Below are 15,498 nucleotides of genomic sequence, written 5' to 3' on the forward strand. Positions count from 1 at the left end.
AAACAGGGAGCGTTTCGTATATCATCAAGCATGCTCGACGACGAAGTATTTTTTCTTTCCGCGACGTACGATCGTAAAGCGACCGATTGCATCTGCTTCAGTGATTTCTTTCGTTAAGTCTTGCTCGCGCTCTCCGTTTAGGTAAATTGCACCGTTCGTCACATCTTCACGTGCTTGACGTTTTGACGGACTGATTTTCGCCTCAACGAGAACGTCGACGAGGTTCTTCGATTCACCAAGCGTAAAGCGTGGCATTCCTTTGAACGCATCTTCGATATCTTCGACTTGCAGGGATTTGATATCTCCACTAAAGAGTGCAGTCGTGATACGTTGTGCTTGCGTCAGACCTTCTTCACCGTGGACGAGAACTGTCATCTCTTCAGCGAGACGACGTTGTGCAACGCGCTTCTCTGGTGCCGCTTTGACTTCCTCTGCGAGTGCATCAAGCTCTTCATGCGTCAAGAACGTGAAGTATTTCAAGAATTTGATGACGTCGAGATCGTCGACGTTGAACCAGAACTGGTAGAACTCGTACGGTGACGTTTTGTCAGCATCTAACCAAACTGCACCGCCAGCTGTCTTACCAAATTTCTGACCGTCTGCTTTTGTAACGAGCGGCACCGTCAAACCGAATGCTTTTTCTTCGTGACCAACGCGACGGATCAGCTCCATCCCCGCTGTGATGTTTCCCCACTGATCACTACCTCCGACTTGGAGACGGCATCCTTGATCTTCATAGAGTTTCAAGAAGTCAAACGATTGAAGTAACATGTATGAGAACTCTGTGAACGAGATCCCGTTTTGAAGTCGTGAATCAACAGAGTCCTTCGCAAGCATGTAGCTGACCGGGAAGTGTTTTCCGATATCGCGTAAGAAATCGATGATCGTCAAATCTTTCGTCCAGTCCAGGTTATTCGCGATCGTGACCGGGTTTTCTCCTTCAAGTGGTAAGAAGCGCGATAATTGACCTTTAATCCGGTTCGCGAACTCTTCAACGATATCCGATGTATTTAAAGAACGTTCCGTTGCGCGACCACTTGGGTCTCCAATCATTCCCGTCGCCCCACCAACGAGACCTACGACATGGTGACCTGCTTGTTGGAATCGTTTTAAAACTAAGATTGGCAACAAGTGTCCGATATGCAACGAATCAGCTGTTGGATCGAAACCCGTGTATAGCGTCGTCGGTGTCTCGAGTAATGTTTTAAGTCCTTCTTCATCCGTCATTTGGTTAATTAAACCGCGAAATTCTAAATCTTCTAATAACGTCATTATGTTTCCTCCTAAAGTTCACTTTTACAATAAAAAACCGCCCCTTCGTATAAAACGAAGGGACGGAAGATTCCGTGGTACCACCCTGATTGCCCTTTAAATAAAAGGACCACTTGGTTCGTCGATAACGGGACGACCGCTTGATTTCTCAAGAAACTCCTGGAAGCGTAATTCATAAGTTCACTGTGTCCTAGTTCGCAGCACCACTAGGTCTCTGTCACAGGGAGTGACTTACTACTGTATTCCGATCACTGTTTAACGTATCATATGAAAATAAGATGGTTTCATGATACGTCGAAGATGAATCCACTGTCAAGCCAAAATTCAGCAATGGATTTATGGTATAATACGTCTATCTGTGATTTAATATTAATTTACACCTAAGTTTAAGATGCAAAGGAGATCATTTATGCGCGAGAACTGGTCCAAGTTTTGGAATCACCCCCGGACGAAAGCCGTTCGGCACTGGTCGAATATCACATACGATGTTTCATGGAACATCATTTTATTCCTCATCATAGCAGTGTTGCTCATTGGAAGCTTCTCCGTCGGAGCCGCCGGTGGATACTTCGCTTCACTTGTCAAAGGCACAAAAGCTCCTCCATTGACGGAAATGAAGCAACAAGTCAATAGCTATGCGGTGACGAGTCAGATTTATTGGGGAAGCGGCGAGAAGTTGACGAACGTCTCTACTGATGAAGAACGTCAACCCGTTGATATTAAAAACATCTCTCCCTATTTATTGGATGCCGTCTTATCAACTGAAGATACTGATTTTTATCAGCACGATGGGGTTGTCCCAAAAGCAACATTACGTGCAGTCTTGCAAGAACTGACGAATTCCGCGTCACGGACTGGCGGAAGTACGTTGACTCAACAATTAATCAAAAACCAAATTTTGACGAATGAAGTCTCGTTCGAACGGAAAGCAAAAGAAATCATCTTGGCGCTACGCCTCGAAAACGCGATGTCAAAAGATGAAATTCTTCAAGCTTATTTGAATGTCGTCTCATTTGGTCGAAATTCACTCGGACGTAATATTGCCGGAATTGAAGCGGCTTCTCAAGGTGTCTTTAATAAATCGGCGAAAAAGCTGACATTACCACAAGCAGCCTTCCTCGCTGGTATTCCGAAAAACCCATACTATTACACACCTTATCTACAAGGTGGCGTCGTCAAGAAAGATTTGACGCCAAGTATCAATCGGATGAAGACCGTCTTAAAACGGATGTATGTCGCAAAAAATATTACAAAAGAGCAATATGAAAAAGCACTCAAACACGATATCACGAAAGACTTTGCGAAACAGTCGAAACGTTCACGTGATACGTACCCGTACGTCTATGACTTAGCAGAGCGTGAAGCGACAAAAATCATGACGAAGTACTTGATGAAACAAGATGGAATCAAAGAAGATGAAGTCAAACCGTCAGAACTAGCGGAAGTTCGAGCAAACTATCAAGATCAAGCACTTGTTGCACTCCGTCAGGGTGGGTACAAAGTTCACTTGACACTAGACAAGAAAATTCATGAATCCATGCAGCAACCTGCGAAGAATAACGGTAACTTCCCTGGCAGCATGCAGTACAAGCAAGTCGTGGATCCAAAAACAAAAAAAACCGTTTCAAAACAAGATCCCGAAGAAACAGCAGCTGTCATGGTTCAAAATGAGACGGGTCGTATCCTCGGATTCGTCGGTGGGCGTTATATGGATGGAAAAGCCGATGACTTCAACCGGGCATTCCAAGCCAAACGCCAAATTGGATCAACAGCAAAACCAATCCTCGTTTACTCAAACGGGATTGAGAACGGTTTGATTACTCCAGAATCAACCGTTAATGATGAAGAATACTATTATCAAACCGTACCACGTCAACCAGGTGATCGCCCAATCAAGAATGAAGGCGGTCGTTATCGTGGGAACGTGACGGTTCGTACCGCACTTGAACTTTCACTAAACGTACCTGCTGTTAAAATCTACGAGAAAATGAATATGTCAAACTCGATTCAAAAACTCGTCGATATGGGAGTTGAAGTACCAGATGCGATTCGTTATGCCCCTTCAGCCGCACTCGGTACGATGGAAATCACACCGGTCGAACTCGCTGGTGCTTACGCGACACTCGCGAACTACGGCGAATTCGTTCAACCATATGTCATCTCGAAAATCACGAAAGACGGGAAAGACATCTATAAAGCAAAACCGAAGAAAAAGCGGATTTATGAACCACGCACTGCTTACTTGACGCTTGATATGATGCGCGGTGTCTTTACGAGAGGTACAGCAACATTTGCAAAAGACCGATTGAATGTACCTGGAGACTGGGCAGGTAAAACAGGTACGACGAACGATGTAAAAGACTCTTACCTTGTTGGTTCAACACCTGGTGTCACCCTTGCCGTTTGGACTGGACATGACCAGAACAATTCACTCATCGGTCCGACGACGTATTATCAACGCACACAGACGCTGTGGTCACAAATGGCGAACGCAGCATATAGTGCTAATAACAGCTACTTCAAATCAGGTGCTCGTTTCACACAACCATCTTCTGTTTCCGCAGACGATTTCAAAAACAGTGGTCGTTTCAAAGAAGAAGATAAAAAGAAAAAAGCCGAAGAGGCGAAGAAAAAAGCAGAAGCTGAGAAAAAGAAAGAAGAAGCAGCTAAGCGAGCAGAAGAAGAAGCTAAGAGAGCGGAAGAACAGAAACAAGAAGCGCAACAAAACGAACAACAAGCTGAAGCAGATGCGAAGAAAAAAGCAGAGGAAGACGCAAAACGTGCTGCCGATGCAAAAGCGAAAGCCGAGGCAGAAGCTAAGAAGAAAGCGGAAGCTGACGCTAAGAAAAAAGAAGCAGATGCAAAGAAACAACAAGAGCAACAGAAAAAGCAAGATGAAAAGAAAAACGACGCTACTTCTGAAAACTAACAAAAAGGATGGATCACCTGTTATGGTGATCCATCCTTTTTTGCGTTCAATCTTCCATCGTTGAAAGATCTCCTGTTTCGAGATTTAACTCCCATGCTTTCAGAACACGACGCATAATTTTACCACTTCGTGTCTTCGGCAATTTATCCCGGAAATCAATTTCTCGTGGCGCCGCATGAGCAGCGAGACCTTCTTTGACAAATGCCTGAATTTCTTGTTTTAGTTCATCCGTTGGCTCGTAACCATCACGTAAGGCAATGAATGCCTTGATGATTTCACCGCGAACCGGATCTGGTTTCCCGATGACTCCAGCTTCTGCGACCGCTGGATGTTCAACGAGACGACTTTCGACCTCGAACGGACCGACTCGTTCTCCAGCTGTCATGATGACGTCATCAACGCGCCCTTGGAACCAGAAGTAACCTTCATCGTCCATATAAGCAGAGTCACCTGATACATACCATCCTTTGAAGAAATATGATTCGTATTTCTGCGGATTGTTCCAGATCTGACGCATCATCGACGGCCATGGTGTTTTTAAGGCAAGATTCCCCATTCGGAATGGTGGTAACTCATTTCCTTGATCATCGACGATTGCTGCTTGTGTTCCTGGAATCGGTTTCCCCATTGATCCCGGTTTAATATCCATCGACTTGTAATTACAAATCATCATCGCACCTGTCTCCGTCATCCACCACGTATCATGAATGCGTTGATCGAACGCTTCTTTGCCCCAACGAATGACTTCTGGGTTCAATGGCTCTCCGACGGATAATACATGACGAAGACTTGATAGATCATGATGATTCGCAACATCCGCGCCAGCTCCCATTAACATGCGGAAAGCGGTCGGTGCGCTATACCAAACCGTTACTTTATACTTCTCGATGACACTGTACCAGAAGTCTGGATTGAAGCGTCCACCGACGACGATGTTCGTTGCCCCATTCAAGAACGGAGCGAAGATACCGTAACTCGTTCCTGTGACCCAGCCTGGGTCAGCCGTGCACCAGTAGACATCGTCTTCTTGTAGATCAAGTACCCAGCGCCCCGTCATCAAGTGCTGAATCATCGCATTCTGAACATGGAGAACACCTTTGGGTTTCCCTGTTGATCCCGAAGTATAATGCAAAATCAATCCGTCTTCGCGATCTAACCAAACTGGTTCGAACACATCAGATGCTTGATCAAATGCTTTGCGGAAATCGATTAGTGTTTCTGATTCTTCCACGCCTTCGTCGACAAGCACTACCTTTTCAAGTGAGCCCAGTTCCCCAACTGGAACACGTGGGAGCAATGCCTTCGTCGTCACGAGTAACTTCGCTTCAGAATCGAGCAAACGATCGCGAACCGCTTGTTCCATGAATGCTTCAAACAATGGACCGACGATTGCCCCTACTTTCAGTGCGCCAAGTAAGGCAAAATACAATTCCGGCGAGCGTGGCATGAAGATGAAAATCCGGTCACCCGTTTTGACCCCTGCATCCACTAATACGTTTGCCGCTTTATTCGTCAACCGTTTCATATCTGCATATGTGAAGCGTTGTTCCGTCGTTCCATCGAAATAAATCAGCGCATCCTTGTTCGCCCGCTCGCCTTCTGCGTGACGATCGATTGCTTCATGGGCCATGTTGACTTTCCCCGTTGTCGCCCACGAAAAGTACTGCTCAGCATCTTTCCATTCATACGCGTTCGTCTCATCATACTCTGCTAACCAATGCTTCCCCGGAAGCGCTTTCAAAACTTTCATGTCTCGTTCCTCCCCTTCTATGTTCTCTTCTTTATTATAAGCTAGTTATCCGTCAGTTCAATCCATTTGCCGTCAATTTGTTAAAAAATCCCTCTCTTTGCTCAAGCGCTTTCGTCTATAATGAATAGGAAGGTGGTGACGCTTACATGTTTGAAAAACAATTCAATCATCGGACGCATGAAACATCACTCGGTCCTGTCGACATCGAAGGTCCCGTACCGAGTCAAACACTAGCAACGTATACACTCGATTCAGGGTTGACAGCTTTTCGTCCACCCGCTGAACAACACCAAGCGCTCGTTGAGATCGCCGACCTCGAGGAGGGACGCATCATCGTCGCTCGTCAAGGAACGGAAATCATCGGTTATGTGACTTACTTATATCCTGACCCTTATGAAACATGGAGTGAAGGGAACAATCCGTACATTCTGGAACTCGGAGCAATCGAAGTCTCCTCTCGATTCCGCGGACAGCAAATCGGAAAAAAATTACTTGAGATCTCCATGCTCGACCCTGCCATGGAACATTATTTAATTTTAACGACTGAATATTACTGGCACTGGGACTTAAAAGGGAGTGGACTATCCGTCTGGGATTACCGAAAAATCATGGAGAAGATGATGAACCATGGTGGCCTCGTCTTCTTTCCGACGGATGATCCGGAAATCGCCTCTCATCCCGCTAATTGTTTGATGGCGCGTATCGGAAAACACGTCTCCCCTGAAGTTGTCGCTCACTTTGATGCGTTACGCTTAAGAAGACGTTTCATGTACGACTGAGATCGAGGAGGAATCGTCATGTTAATTGAACAAATCATGAATACGACGTGCATCACGATGCAACCGACGAATTCCATCGCTCATGCGGTTGAACTCATGCAACGTCATAAAATTCGTCATGTTCTTGTCGTCAATGCGCGGCACGAACTTGTTGGTCTTGTCGGATTAAAGGAAATTCAAAGCGCAAGTAGTATCTTTCATCCGGATACAGCAAAACAAGACCTACAGTATCCGGTCTCAAGCATTATGATCGAGAGCCCTATCACGGCTCATCCACTTGATTTTCTCGAAGATGCAGCTGTCTTGTTTTATGAATATCGATTGACTTGTCTACCAATCGTCCGTGGTCGACGACTCGTTGGGGTCGTAACGGAAACAGATCTATTACGAACATTTGTACAGTTAACCGGTGCACTCGAGCCAAGTTCCCAAATTGAAATTCGTGTCGAGAATACGGCAGGTACGTTAGCAAAGATTGCTACACTGCTTGCTAAAACGAATATCAATATCTTAAATGTACTCGTCTATCCAACAGACGATCCGTACGTCCGGATCGTTGCGTTTCGTGTCCAGACGATGAATCCGATTCGGATCATCGAGAAGTTGCGCAAAGAAGGATTTGATGTACTTGGACCGGATGTGAGCAGATGAAGGATTTCGCTTATCTCTACAGTCCAGAAGAAGCGGCTTATCGATTTTCCGAAACCCATCCGTTTAACCCAATCCGTCTCGAATTAACCGTTTCCTTGCTCGAAGCGATGCATCAATTAGATGGCATACCTTGTATCGCACCGCGTCATGCGACCGATGAAGAACTGGCACTCGTTCATGATCAGGACTACATCGCTGCCGTTAAAGCAGCCGGAACCGGAGCATTAACACCACTAAAGGCACAGATGTATGGTCTTGGAACAGAAGATACTCCTTTATTTCAAAACATGCACGCGGGTGCCTCGCTCCTTGTCGGTGGTACGATTGAAGCGTGTGACCTCGTCTTATCTGGTCAATATAAACGGACCTTTCATATCGGTGGCGGATTACATCACGGATTCCGTGGACGTGCCTCTGGTTTTTGTGTCTACAATGATACGGCCGTCGCCATGGCAGCGATGATTGAAAAGTATCACTGCAAAATTCTTTATGTCGATACGGACGCTCATCATGGGGATGGTGTGCAATGGGCCTTTTATAATCGAAAGGACGTCATGACGTTGTCGCTCCATGAGACGGGTCGCTATTTGTTTCCAGGAACGGGCATGGTAACGGAACGGGGTTCTGAAGAAGGTTATGGATTTAGCTGGAATGTACCACTTGATGCTTTCACAGAAGACGATTCGTTTTTACTCGCTTATGAAACGGCTCTCTTTGAAGCATGTGAATTGTTCCAACCCGATCTCATCATCACGCAAAATGGTGCTGATGCGCACGTGCTTGATCCACTGACCCATCTATCCTTAACAATGAAAAGTTATGAGCAGATACCTCAAATCGCCGTCGCTGCTGCAAATAAATATACGAATGGAAAGATCGTCGCACTCGGTGGCGGCGGTTACGACTGGTATCGTGTCGTTCCTCGCGCGTGGAGTCAGGTGTTTGCTGCTATGACGGAACAAGCTCCGTTTCATGGTGAGATTCCTGTTTCATGGCAGGAACGCTGGAGTGGACAGGAAACAGTCCCACCAACACACTGGCATGATAAGTCACCACTCTATCCCGCCATCCCACGACGTCCTGAAATTGAAGAGAAAAATTGGGAGACCGTCAAACGATTGATTTGGCCATTCGTCAGCGATGAGCGCAAGAAACAACTGACAACGATTTCCCCCTATTCCGCCGATTAATTGACTTTTTATCTTCACATTTATTTCGTTCGGAGTTCACATCTTGTTGCTATACTAAATATGGAATTTTTACTTAGTAAATGAATAGTTGGGGGAATCATCATGAAAAAGGCATGGCTTTATTCCGGTCTCATTCTGTCGACGGGGATCGTACTCGCAGGGTGCGGCAATGAAAAACAGGCAATGGACCACGAAAACATGCAAGGGTCAGGAAAACCGACTGTCGAGGTCAATGTCGACGTTCCAGCAAAGACCATGGAAGAAGATAAAGTTGTTTTCAAGGCGTCAGCTGTCGAACAGAAGAAACCAGTCAACCTCGAAGACGTAACATTTGAAGTCTGGGAAGCTGGCAAACAAGACGGTGCGCACCAAAAATTCAAGGCAAGCTTGAAAAAGACAGGTTCTTATCAAGCAGAAGCCAAACTTGCTGAAGGCGAATACGAAGGTCTCTATCATATCAATGATAAAAAAGGACTTCATCACATGGATAAAATCTCATTCGTCGTCATGGATCATTCGCATGAAAAAGAAGAAGCTTCACATGAGCACGGACATGATCATGAAGCCATTGAAGGTCTTTCTGTTCATTATATGGGTGCAACAAAAGTGAAAGCGGGTGCTACACTTCCCGTCTCCTTTCACGTATTCCTTGATGGAAAACCATTAAAGGCTAACGTTCAAGTCGAAGTCATTGAAACCGGTATTGAAAAACATAACTATGTACCATTAATCAATAAAGGTGATGCGTACAGTGGAAACGTTACATTGACAGCACCCGGTCAGACGACAGTTCGTCTCCATGTCGAGAATGACCAACTCCACCATCACCAAGATGAAAACATTACGGTCACAGAATAAAAAAACGTCTCTTTTTTCAAGCAACTGCTTGAGAGAAGAGACGTTTTTTCGATTAAGGGCGCGTGGAATCCCGTTGTTCGATTCGGTGTGGTAACGTGACATCGTTTGTTTCGATTTCTTCTTTGTTCAAGATTTTCGTCAATAGACGCATCGAAACTGCTCCGATATCATACATTGGTTGAACGACTGTTGTCAGTTTTGGACGAATCATCGTTGCAAGACGTGTATTATCGTGTCCGATGACTTCGAAATCTTCTGGTACACGATGTCCAGCATCTTGTAAGGCATGAATGACACCAAGAGCCATCTCATCCGTTCCAGCGAAAATCGCACGTGGGCAGTCTGCTCCTAGTTCGAGCAATTGATTCATCGCTTTCATTCCTGAATCATACGTATAGTTTCCAAGAACGACATTCTGCTCATTAAACGGAAGATTTGCTTCTTCGAGTGCCCGGCGATAACCAGCAAATTTCTTTTCGCCATTGATTTGCTGTTCAAGTGGTCCTGTGATGAATCCAATTCGTTCATGTCCACGATCGATCAATGATTTGACAGCATCATGCGCAGCACTTTCATAATCGATATTGACGGCAGGAAGATCGTAGTCCTGGTTTAACGTTGCAGCAAGAACGATCGGCACAGGGGATGTCTTGAACTCACGTACGAGATCCTCGTGTAAGCGTCCACCCATGAAGATGATTCCATCGACTTGTTTCCCAAGTAGCGTATTGAGCAAGTGAATCTCTTTTTCACGGTTTTGGTCAGAGTTACATAAAATGATGTTATATTTATACATCGTCGCGACATCTTCAATTCCGCGAGCTAAATCGGCAAAGAAGATGTTCGAGATATCAGGTACGATGACACCGACAGTCGTCGTCTTTTTACTTGCAAGTCCACGTGCAACAGCGTTCGGACGGTAACCGAGCTGTTCAATCGCATCTTGGACCTTCTTTCGTGTAGATGGTTTGACATTCGGGTTCCCGTTGACGACACGCGATACAGTCGCCATCGAAACAGCTGCCTCTCGTGCGACATCGTAAATCGTAATATTACTATTCAAAACAAATTCCTCCTTTAGTATGATCCATCTCAAGTGTTTTCATTTCGTTTTCATTTTTAGGCAACACGAAAGGAAGACAGGAAAAGATAGTTTTCTTTTCCCATTCTTCCTTCATTGTAAAACGTTTTCATTCGCTTTAGGTTACCCTTTTTCGAAAATCATTGAACGTTTAGTGCCGGAAAGGTAGTCGTCAAGTTTTCGATGAACGTATCGAATTCTTGGAAATCGAGTTGTTGGTTCGCATCAGACAGTGCAAGTGCTGGGAAAGGATGGACTTCGACCATGACAGCGTCAGCACCAATCGCGTATGCTGCTTTTGCTGTTGGTAAGAGCAAATCCTTACGCCCTGTCGAGTGCGTCACATCGACCATTACCGGAAGATGTGTTTCTTGCTTCAGAATCGGAACAGCTGAGATATCAAGCGTATTCCGCGTCGCGCGTTCGTACGTTCGAATACCACGCTCACATAAGATGACTTGATCGTTTCCGCTTGCCATGATGTACTCGGCAGCGTACATGAACTCTTCAAGTGTTGCAGCAAGTCCTCGCTTCAAGAGAACCGGTTTATTCGTACGCCCGACCTCTTTGAGTAAGTCGAAGTTTTGCATGTTGCGGGCACCGACTTGAATGATATCGACATATGGTAAAGCAGATTCAACGGCACTCGGTGTCATGATTTCAGTGATGACATGTAAACCGTGCGCGTCCGCTGCTTTTTTCAACATTTTTAGACCCTCGAGTCCAAGACCTTGGAAGTCATAAGGCGATGTACGTGGTTTGTACGCTCCGCCGCGCATGAATTTCACGCCATGTTTCGCGAGTTGTTCTGCGACTTCGAATACTTGTTCTTCGCTCTCGACCGCACACGGTCCAGCGATCAACTGTTGTGAACCGTCTCCGATGACGGCGTCTCCAATCCGGATAATCGTATTCGTCGGTTTTTGTTTCCGTGATACAAGTAATTTCCGAGTCCGGTCTTCTCCTTGCAATTCGAGAGAAGCTTTGAAAATTTCTTTAAATACATGCTGAAGGCGTCCTGTTTCAAAAGGTCCATGGTTATTAGCGGCAATTGATTCAAGCATTTGGCGTTCTCGTACAGGGTCGTAACGATCAAGCCCTTGTGCTCGTTTGACTTTTCCGATTTCGACGGCAATTTGACCACGTCTGTTCATCAATTCCAATAATTCTGCATTCACTAAATCGAGTTCATCACGTAATCTTTTTAATTCTGCATGTTGATCCATGTCCTACCACTCCCTAATCAGCATATAGCTCGTAATAGCAACTAATTATAGCGAACTCTTTCCGTGTTGTACATAAAGAAGCTGCATGATTTCTTAAAATATGAAAATAAATTACGTTTTTTCATATAACTTTTCTATATCTATATTTTTAGAAAACATGAAAAAAGAGCCCTCGCGACGAGAGCTCCTCATTGAATCTTATTTTTTATGATTCACATCTGACTGTGGATCATTATCTTCATCTTGTTCTTCTGCTAACTGTTCCCGTAACTCAGTAAGATCAACGACCGTCTCCGTATCGATTTCTTCTGCAACAGACGCACCGTCAACCTCGTCTCCGATTTCACGTTCGATGTCACGTACGAGTTGCTCTGCTTCTGCGAGAGCAGCGTCAATACTTGCTTGATCTTTTTCAAAGCCAGCATATTGTGCCGCTTCTTGGACCGTTGAATTGTTCTTTGCTTTTTCGATGACTGGTGCTGCCTTGTCTTTCGCTAGCTGGATCCACTCACCTACGATTGGTTCTGCTTTTTCACGAACGACTTGTGTTTGTTCCGTCAATCGTTGACGAGCAGGCGCTGTACGCTCGTCAATCATGTCACGCATTTCACGACCTGATTTTGGGCTAGAAAGGAGAGCTGCTGCAGCACCAATCAATCCACCTACAATGATTCCGGCAAGAAAGCCTCCTCCTTTAGAAGAGTCTTGCGCTTGATATGGGTGTTGTTTCGTCATGATTTAAGATCTCCCTTCAACTCATCTGGAATACTTTCGACATCCGGTACAGAGACGACTTCCGGTGTAACCGGTGCCTCTGCCTTTTTCCGGAATCGACGACGTGGCTTTTTCTCAACCGTCGTCGTTGCTGTCGAATGATTTTGAACCGTCGTTTCTGCCGGTTTATTTTTTTTGAATAATTCTACAGCGACTGAACCCCAACGGACTGCTTGTGCAATCTGATCTTTATTCGTATCCGCCGCACCAGCAACCGTATCAGATACCGTCCGGACAGAGTCTGTCACTTTGTTTAAGGACGTACCGAGTTCTTCGATCGAGTTTGCGACAGGTGCAAGCAATTCTGTTTTTTCTTCGATCGTATCGACAAGACGATTCGTCTTATGTAACAACGCTGTCGTCTCCATCATGATACCGTCTAGTTGACGTTCAAGTCCTGCTGTCGTGTTGGCTACATTGTTGAGCGTCTTACTCGCAGCACCTAGTACACGGGCAAGGAAAATGACGAGCACTACGAATGCGATCGCAGCGACTAATCCGGCGATTCCGCCTAATGTGATTTCCATGGTTCTTGCCTCCAATTTTTTTGCATAGTCTTTTGTTGTTAGTTCGACGTGTAGCAAGTCGTTCCTGCTACTCCAAATGGTTTATTTCCGTTACAATGATAAATGAAACCTACATAATCCATTTCAAGGGGGAAATATCATGCGTGACCCACGTCTTACTCAACTGGCAACGAATTTAATTAATTATTCTGTTGCCCTTGAACCTGGTGAAAAAGTCTTGATTGAAAACTTCGGCATCGAACGAGAACTGGTCGAAGCACTCGTTGAAGCTGCCTACGCGACCGGCGGTCATCCGTTCGTCTTACTTAAGGATAATCGTATCCTACGAAAATTATACCGAAATGCTTCAGAAGAGCAACTCCAATTGATAGCAGACATTGAACGCAAACAGATGCAAGCGATGGATGCATACATCGGACTACGCGCTGGTGATAACATCAACGAACTCTCAGATGTTCCAGCTGAACAAATGAAGCTGTACGGTCAAACGATTGGTAAGATGCATACACAAGATCGTGTCAAAGGAACAAAATGGGTCGTCCTCCGCTTCCCAACCGCATCAATGGCGCAACTAGCTAACCAATCGACAGAAGCATTTGAAGACTTCTACTTTGATGTCTGTACGCTGGATTACGAAAAAATGGGACAAGCGATGGAACCACTCGTTGACTTGATGAACCGGACGGATCGCGTCCGCCTCGTCGGACCTGGAACGGATCTCTCATTCTCGATCAAGGACATCCCAGCAATCAAGTGTGCCGGAAATGCCAACATTCCGGACGGTGAAGTCTTTACTGCGCCTGTTAAGGATTCCGTCAATGGTGTCATCTCGTATAACACGCCGTCACCATATCATGGATTCACATTCGAAAATGTCACATTGACGTTCAAAGACGGTAAAATCGTCGAAGCGACGGCGAATGATACAGATCGGATCAATCAAGTCTTTGATACAGATGCTGGTTCTCGATTCGTCGGTGAATTCGCGATTGGTGTCAACCCATTCATTCAACATCCGATGAAGGATATTCTGTTTGATGAGAAGATTGATGGCAGTTTCCACTTCACACCGGGTCAAGCGTACGAAGAAGCTTACAACGGCAATGATTCATCAGTTCACTGGGATCTCGTTAACATTCAACGTCCTGATTACGGCGGTGGTGAGATTTGGTTCGATGATGTCTTGATCCGTAAAGACGGACGTTTCGTCCTTCCAGAACTCGAAGTATTAAATCCTGAAAATCTCAAATAAGAAAAAGCGGATGGCTGGTCCAATAAAAGGACCGTGTCATCCGTTTTCTTTATCTTATTTTTTCAATGTCGCGCGAAGCATCCAAATCTGTTTTTCGATTTCCTTCGCTTGACCAAGTAGATCATCTTCAACCGTTACATCCTGCGCCTCAAGATGTTCAATTGCATCGAGCATCTCTTTACGAACTTGTTGGAAATCTTTAATGACAGAATCAATCATCTCATCTGCCGTCAAACCAGATTTCGCTTCTTCGAGTGTTGTTTGCTCTAAATATTCTTTTAATGTCGCTGAAGGTGTCCCATTGTTCATTAAGAGACGCTCTGCGACGACATCATATTGCTCAGACACCCATGTATAGAGTTCTTCTAGCTTCACATGAAGCGTTAAGAAGTCTGGTCCTTTAATATACCAGTGATAATTGTGGAGTTTAACGAACAGCACCCCATAGTTTGCCACCTGTTGATTCAAAGCTGTTTTTGCGTGATTACTGATCATCTGATATTCCCCTCTCCTGATTTCAAATGACGTTCTATTTCATCTTTATCCTTAAATAACAAAGGATAAACATCATTTTCAGGAAGAGTGCTTCATCGAGGACGTTTTAGACCTTTCAACATGTAGCCACCTTTGAAATCGACAGAATCGAATGCGACGAGGAATGCTTTTGGTTCATATTCCTCGACGAGATTACGAAGCACTTTCATGCGTGTTCGGGCTGCAAGAACATCTAATCGATAGCGGACACCATCGCGCCCTTGCCCTTGGTAATGCGTCACACCGAATCCATTATCCCGAATGAGTTGAATCAGTTCTGCTGGAAATTCTTGCGTATGCACTTGAATCATATTGTAACCGATGGCGAGTTTTCGTTCGACATAACCACCGACGAGTATCCCAAGACCAAATCCCAACGCATAGACGACCATGCCAAGCGTCGTCAAATCTTGAAAGACAATCCCTAGTGCAAAAATGTAAATCAATGTTTCGACCGTTCCGAATAATCCTGCAATGACGGTCCGTCCTTTTACAAGCATGATGGTCCGTAATGTCAAAACAGGAACGTAAATCAACTGGAGCAATAAGATGAGTAAAATCTGTCCCATGGTGTCTTTCCTCTCTGTAATAACTTCAACACATACACACTATTTCAAACTTTATTTCAAGATGCAATCTTATTTTAGATTTTCCTTATCTGTTTTTTTAAATTAC

Annotated in this window: 14 protein-coding genes and 1 other annotated feature; of the genes, 6 read left to right on the forward strand and 8 right to left on the reverse strand. The window is 45.0% G+C overall.

Translation table 11 applies throughout. The features are described 5' to 3' along the window. Positions 1-24 precede the first annotated feature (24 nt). Positions 25-1,275, reverse strand: coding sequence for a tyrosine--tRNA ligase (tyrS, locus tag ADM98_RS14150; protein WP_326933888.1), 1,251 nt, complete (start codon positions 1,273-1,275; stop codon positions 25-27). A gap of 52 nt (positions 1,276-1,327) precedes the next feature. Then, positions 1,328-1,533: a binding site (T-box leader), on the reverse strand. Positions 1,534-1,681: 148 nt separating this feature from the next. Here tyrS and ADM98_RS14155 point away from each other — a divergent pair. Continuing rightward, the gene (locus ADM98_RS14155) at positions 1,682-4,201 is read left to right on the forward strand and encodes a transglycosylase domain-containing protein (protein WP_053454054.1); all 2,520 of its coding nucleotides are present in this window, start codon (positions 1,682-1,684) and stop codon (positions 4,199-4,201) included. Positions 4,202-4,247: 46 nt separating this feature from the next. Here ADM98_RS14155 and acsA read toward each other — a convergent pair whose 3' ends face one another. Beyond that, positions 4,248-5,951, reverse strand: a complete 1,704-nt coding sequence (gene acsA / locus ADM98_RS14160) for an acetate--CoA ligase (protein WP_053454055.1) — start codon at positions 5,949-5,951, stop codon at positions 4,248-4,250. Positions 5,952-6,097: 146 nt separating this feature from the next. Here acsA and ADM98_RS14165 point away from each other — a divergent pair, with 146 nt between their 5' ends. The 4 genes from ADM98_RS14165 to ADM98_RS14180 all read left to right on the forward strand — a co-directional run bounded on the left by ADM98_RS14165 (position 6,098) and on the right by ADM98_RS14180 (position 9,429). Then, complete coding sequence (locus ADM98_RS14165; RefSeq protein WP_023469064.1) at positions 6,098-6,730, forward strand: GNAT family N-acetyltransferase; 633 nt, start codon at positions 6,098-6,100, stop codon at positions 6,728-6,730. Between the two features lie 18 nt (positions 6,731-6,748). Next, the gene (locus ADM98_RS14170; protein WP_053454056.1) at positions 6,749-7,381 is read left to right on the forward strand and encodes an acetoin utilization AcuB family protein; all 633 of its coding nucleotides are present in this window, start codon (positions 6,749-6,751) and stop codon (positions 7,379-7,381) included. After that, the gene (locus ADM98_RS14175; RefSeq protein WP_053454057.1) at positions 7,378-8,571 is read left to right on the forward strand and encodes an acetoin utilization protein AcuC; all 1,194 of its coding nucleotides are present in this window, start codon (positions 7,378-7,380) and stop codon (positions 8,569-8,571) included. The genes ADM98_RS14170 and ADM98_RS14175 overlap by 4 nt, the downstream gene beginning before the upstream one ends. A 102-nt stretch (positions 8,572-8,673) precedes the next feature. Further along, positions 8,674-9,429 (forward strand): FixH family protein, encoded by a 756-nt coding sequence (locus ADM98_RS14180; protein ID WP_152910983.1) that lies wholly within the window; start codon positions 8,674-8,676, stop codon positions 9,427-9,429. Positions 9,430-9,481: 52 nt separating this feature from the next. Here ADM98_RS14180 and ccpA read toward each other — a convergent pair whose 3' ends face one another. The 4 genes from ccpA to ADM98_RS14200 all read right to left on the reverse strand — a co-directional run bounded on the left by ccpA (position 9,482) and on the right by ADM98_RS14200 (position 13,037). Continuing rightward, positions 9,482-10,492, reverse strand: coding sequence for a catabolite control protein A (gene ccpA, locus ADM98_RS14185; RefSeq protein WP_082318570.1), 1,011 nt, complete (start codon positions 10,490-10,492; stop codon positions 9,482-9,484). 158 nt (positions 10,493-10,650) lie between these two features. Next, positions 10,651-11,736, reverse strand: a complete 1,086-nt coding sequence (locus ADM98_RS14190; protein ID WP_053454059.1) for a bifunctional 3-deoxy-7-phosphoheptulonate synthase/chorismate mutase — start codon at positions 11,734-11,736, stop codon at positions 10,651-10,653. A 198-nt stretch (positions 11,737-11,934) separates the two neighbouring features. Next, positions 11,935-12,471: a YtxH domain-containing protein gene (locus tag ADM98_RS14195; RefSeq protein ID WP_053454060.1), complete on the reverse strand. Its 537-nt coding sequence runs from the start codon at positions 12,469-12,471 to the stop codon at positions 11,935-11,937. After that, the gene (locus ADM98_RS14200; RefSeq protein ID WP_053454061.1) at positions 12,468-13,037 is read right to left on the reverse strand and encodes a DUF948 domain-containing protein; all 570 of its coding nucleotides are present in this window, start codon (positions 13,035-13,037) and stop codon (positions 12,468-12,470) included. Before ADM98_RS14200 ends, ADM98_RS14195 begins: the two co-directional genes overlap by 4 nt. Before the next feature lie 139 nt (positions 13,038-13,176). Here ADM98_RS14200 and ADM98_RS14205 point away from each other — a divergent pair, with 139 nt between their 5' ends. Next, positions 13,177-14,289, forward strand: a complete 1,113-nt coding sequence (locus tag ADM98_RS14205; protein WP_053454062.1) for an aminopeptidase — start codon at positions 13,177-13,179, stop codon at positions 14,287-14,289. 54 nt (positions 14,290-14,343) lie between these two features. Here the strand turns inward: ADM98_RS14205 and ADM98_RS14210 are convergent, their stop codons facing one another. Together ADM98_RS14210 and ADM98_RS14215 are read right to left on the reverse strand one after the other, a co-directional pair. After that, positions 14,344-14,784 carry a Dps family protein gene (locus ADM98_RS14210; RefSeq protein WP_053454063.1) on the reverse strand — a complete coding sequence of 147 codons (441 nt, stop codon included), beginning with the start codon at positions 14,782-14,784 and terminating at the stop codon, positions 14,344-14,346. Positions 14,785-14,876: 92 nt separating this feature from the next. Next, positions 14,877-15,392 (reverse strand): DUF2179 domain-containing protein, encoded by a 516-nt coding sequence (locus ADM98_RS14215; RefSeq protein ID WP_053454064.1) that lies wholly within the window; start codon positions 15,390-15,392, stop codon positions 14,877-14,879. Between the last annotated feature and the right edge of the window lie 106 nt (positions 15,393-15,498).

Source organism: Exiguobacterium sp. BMC-KP (assembly GCF_001275385.1).
In the GTDB taxonomy this organism is placed as follows: Bacteria; Bacillota; Bacilli; order Exiguobacteriales; family Exiguobacteriaceae; genus Exiguobacterium_A.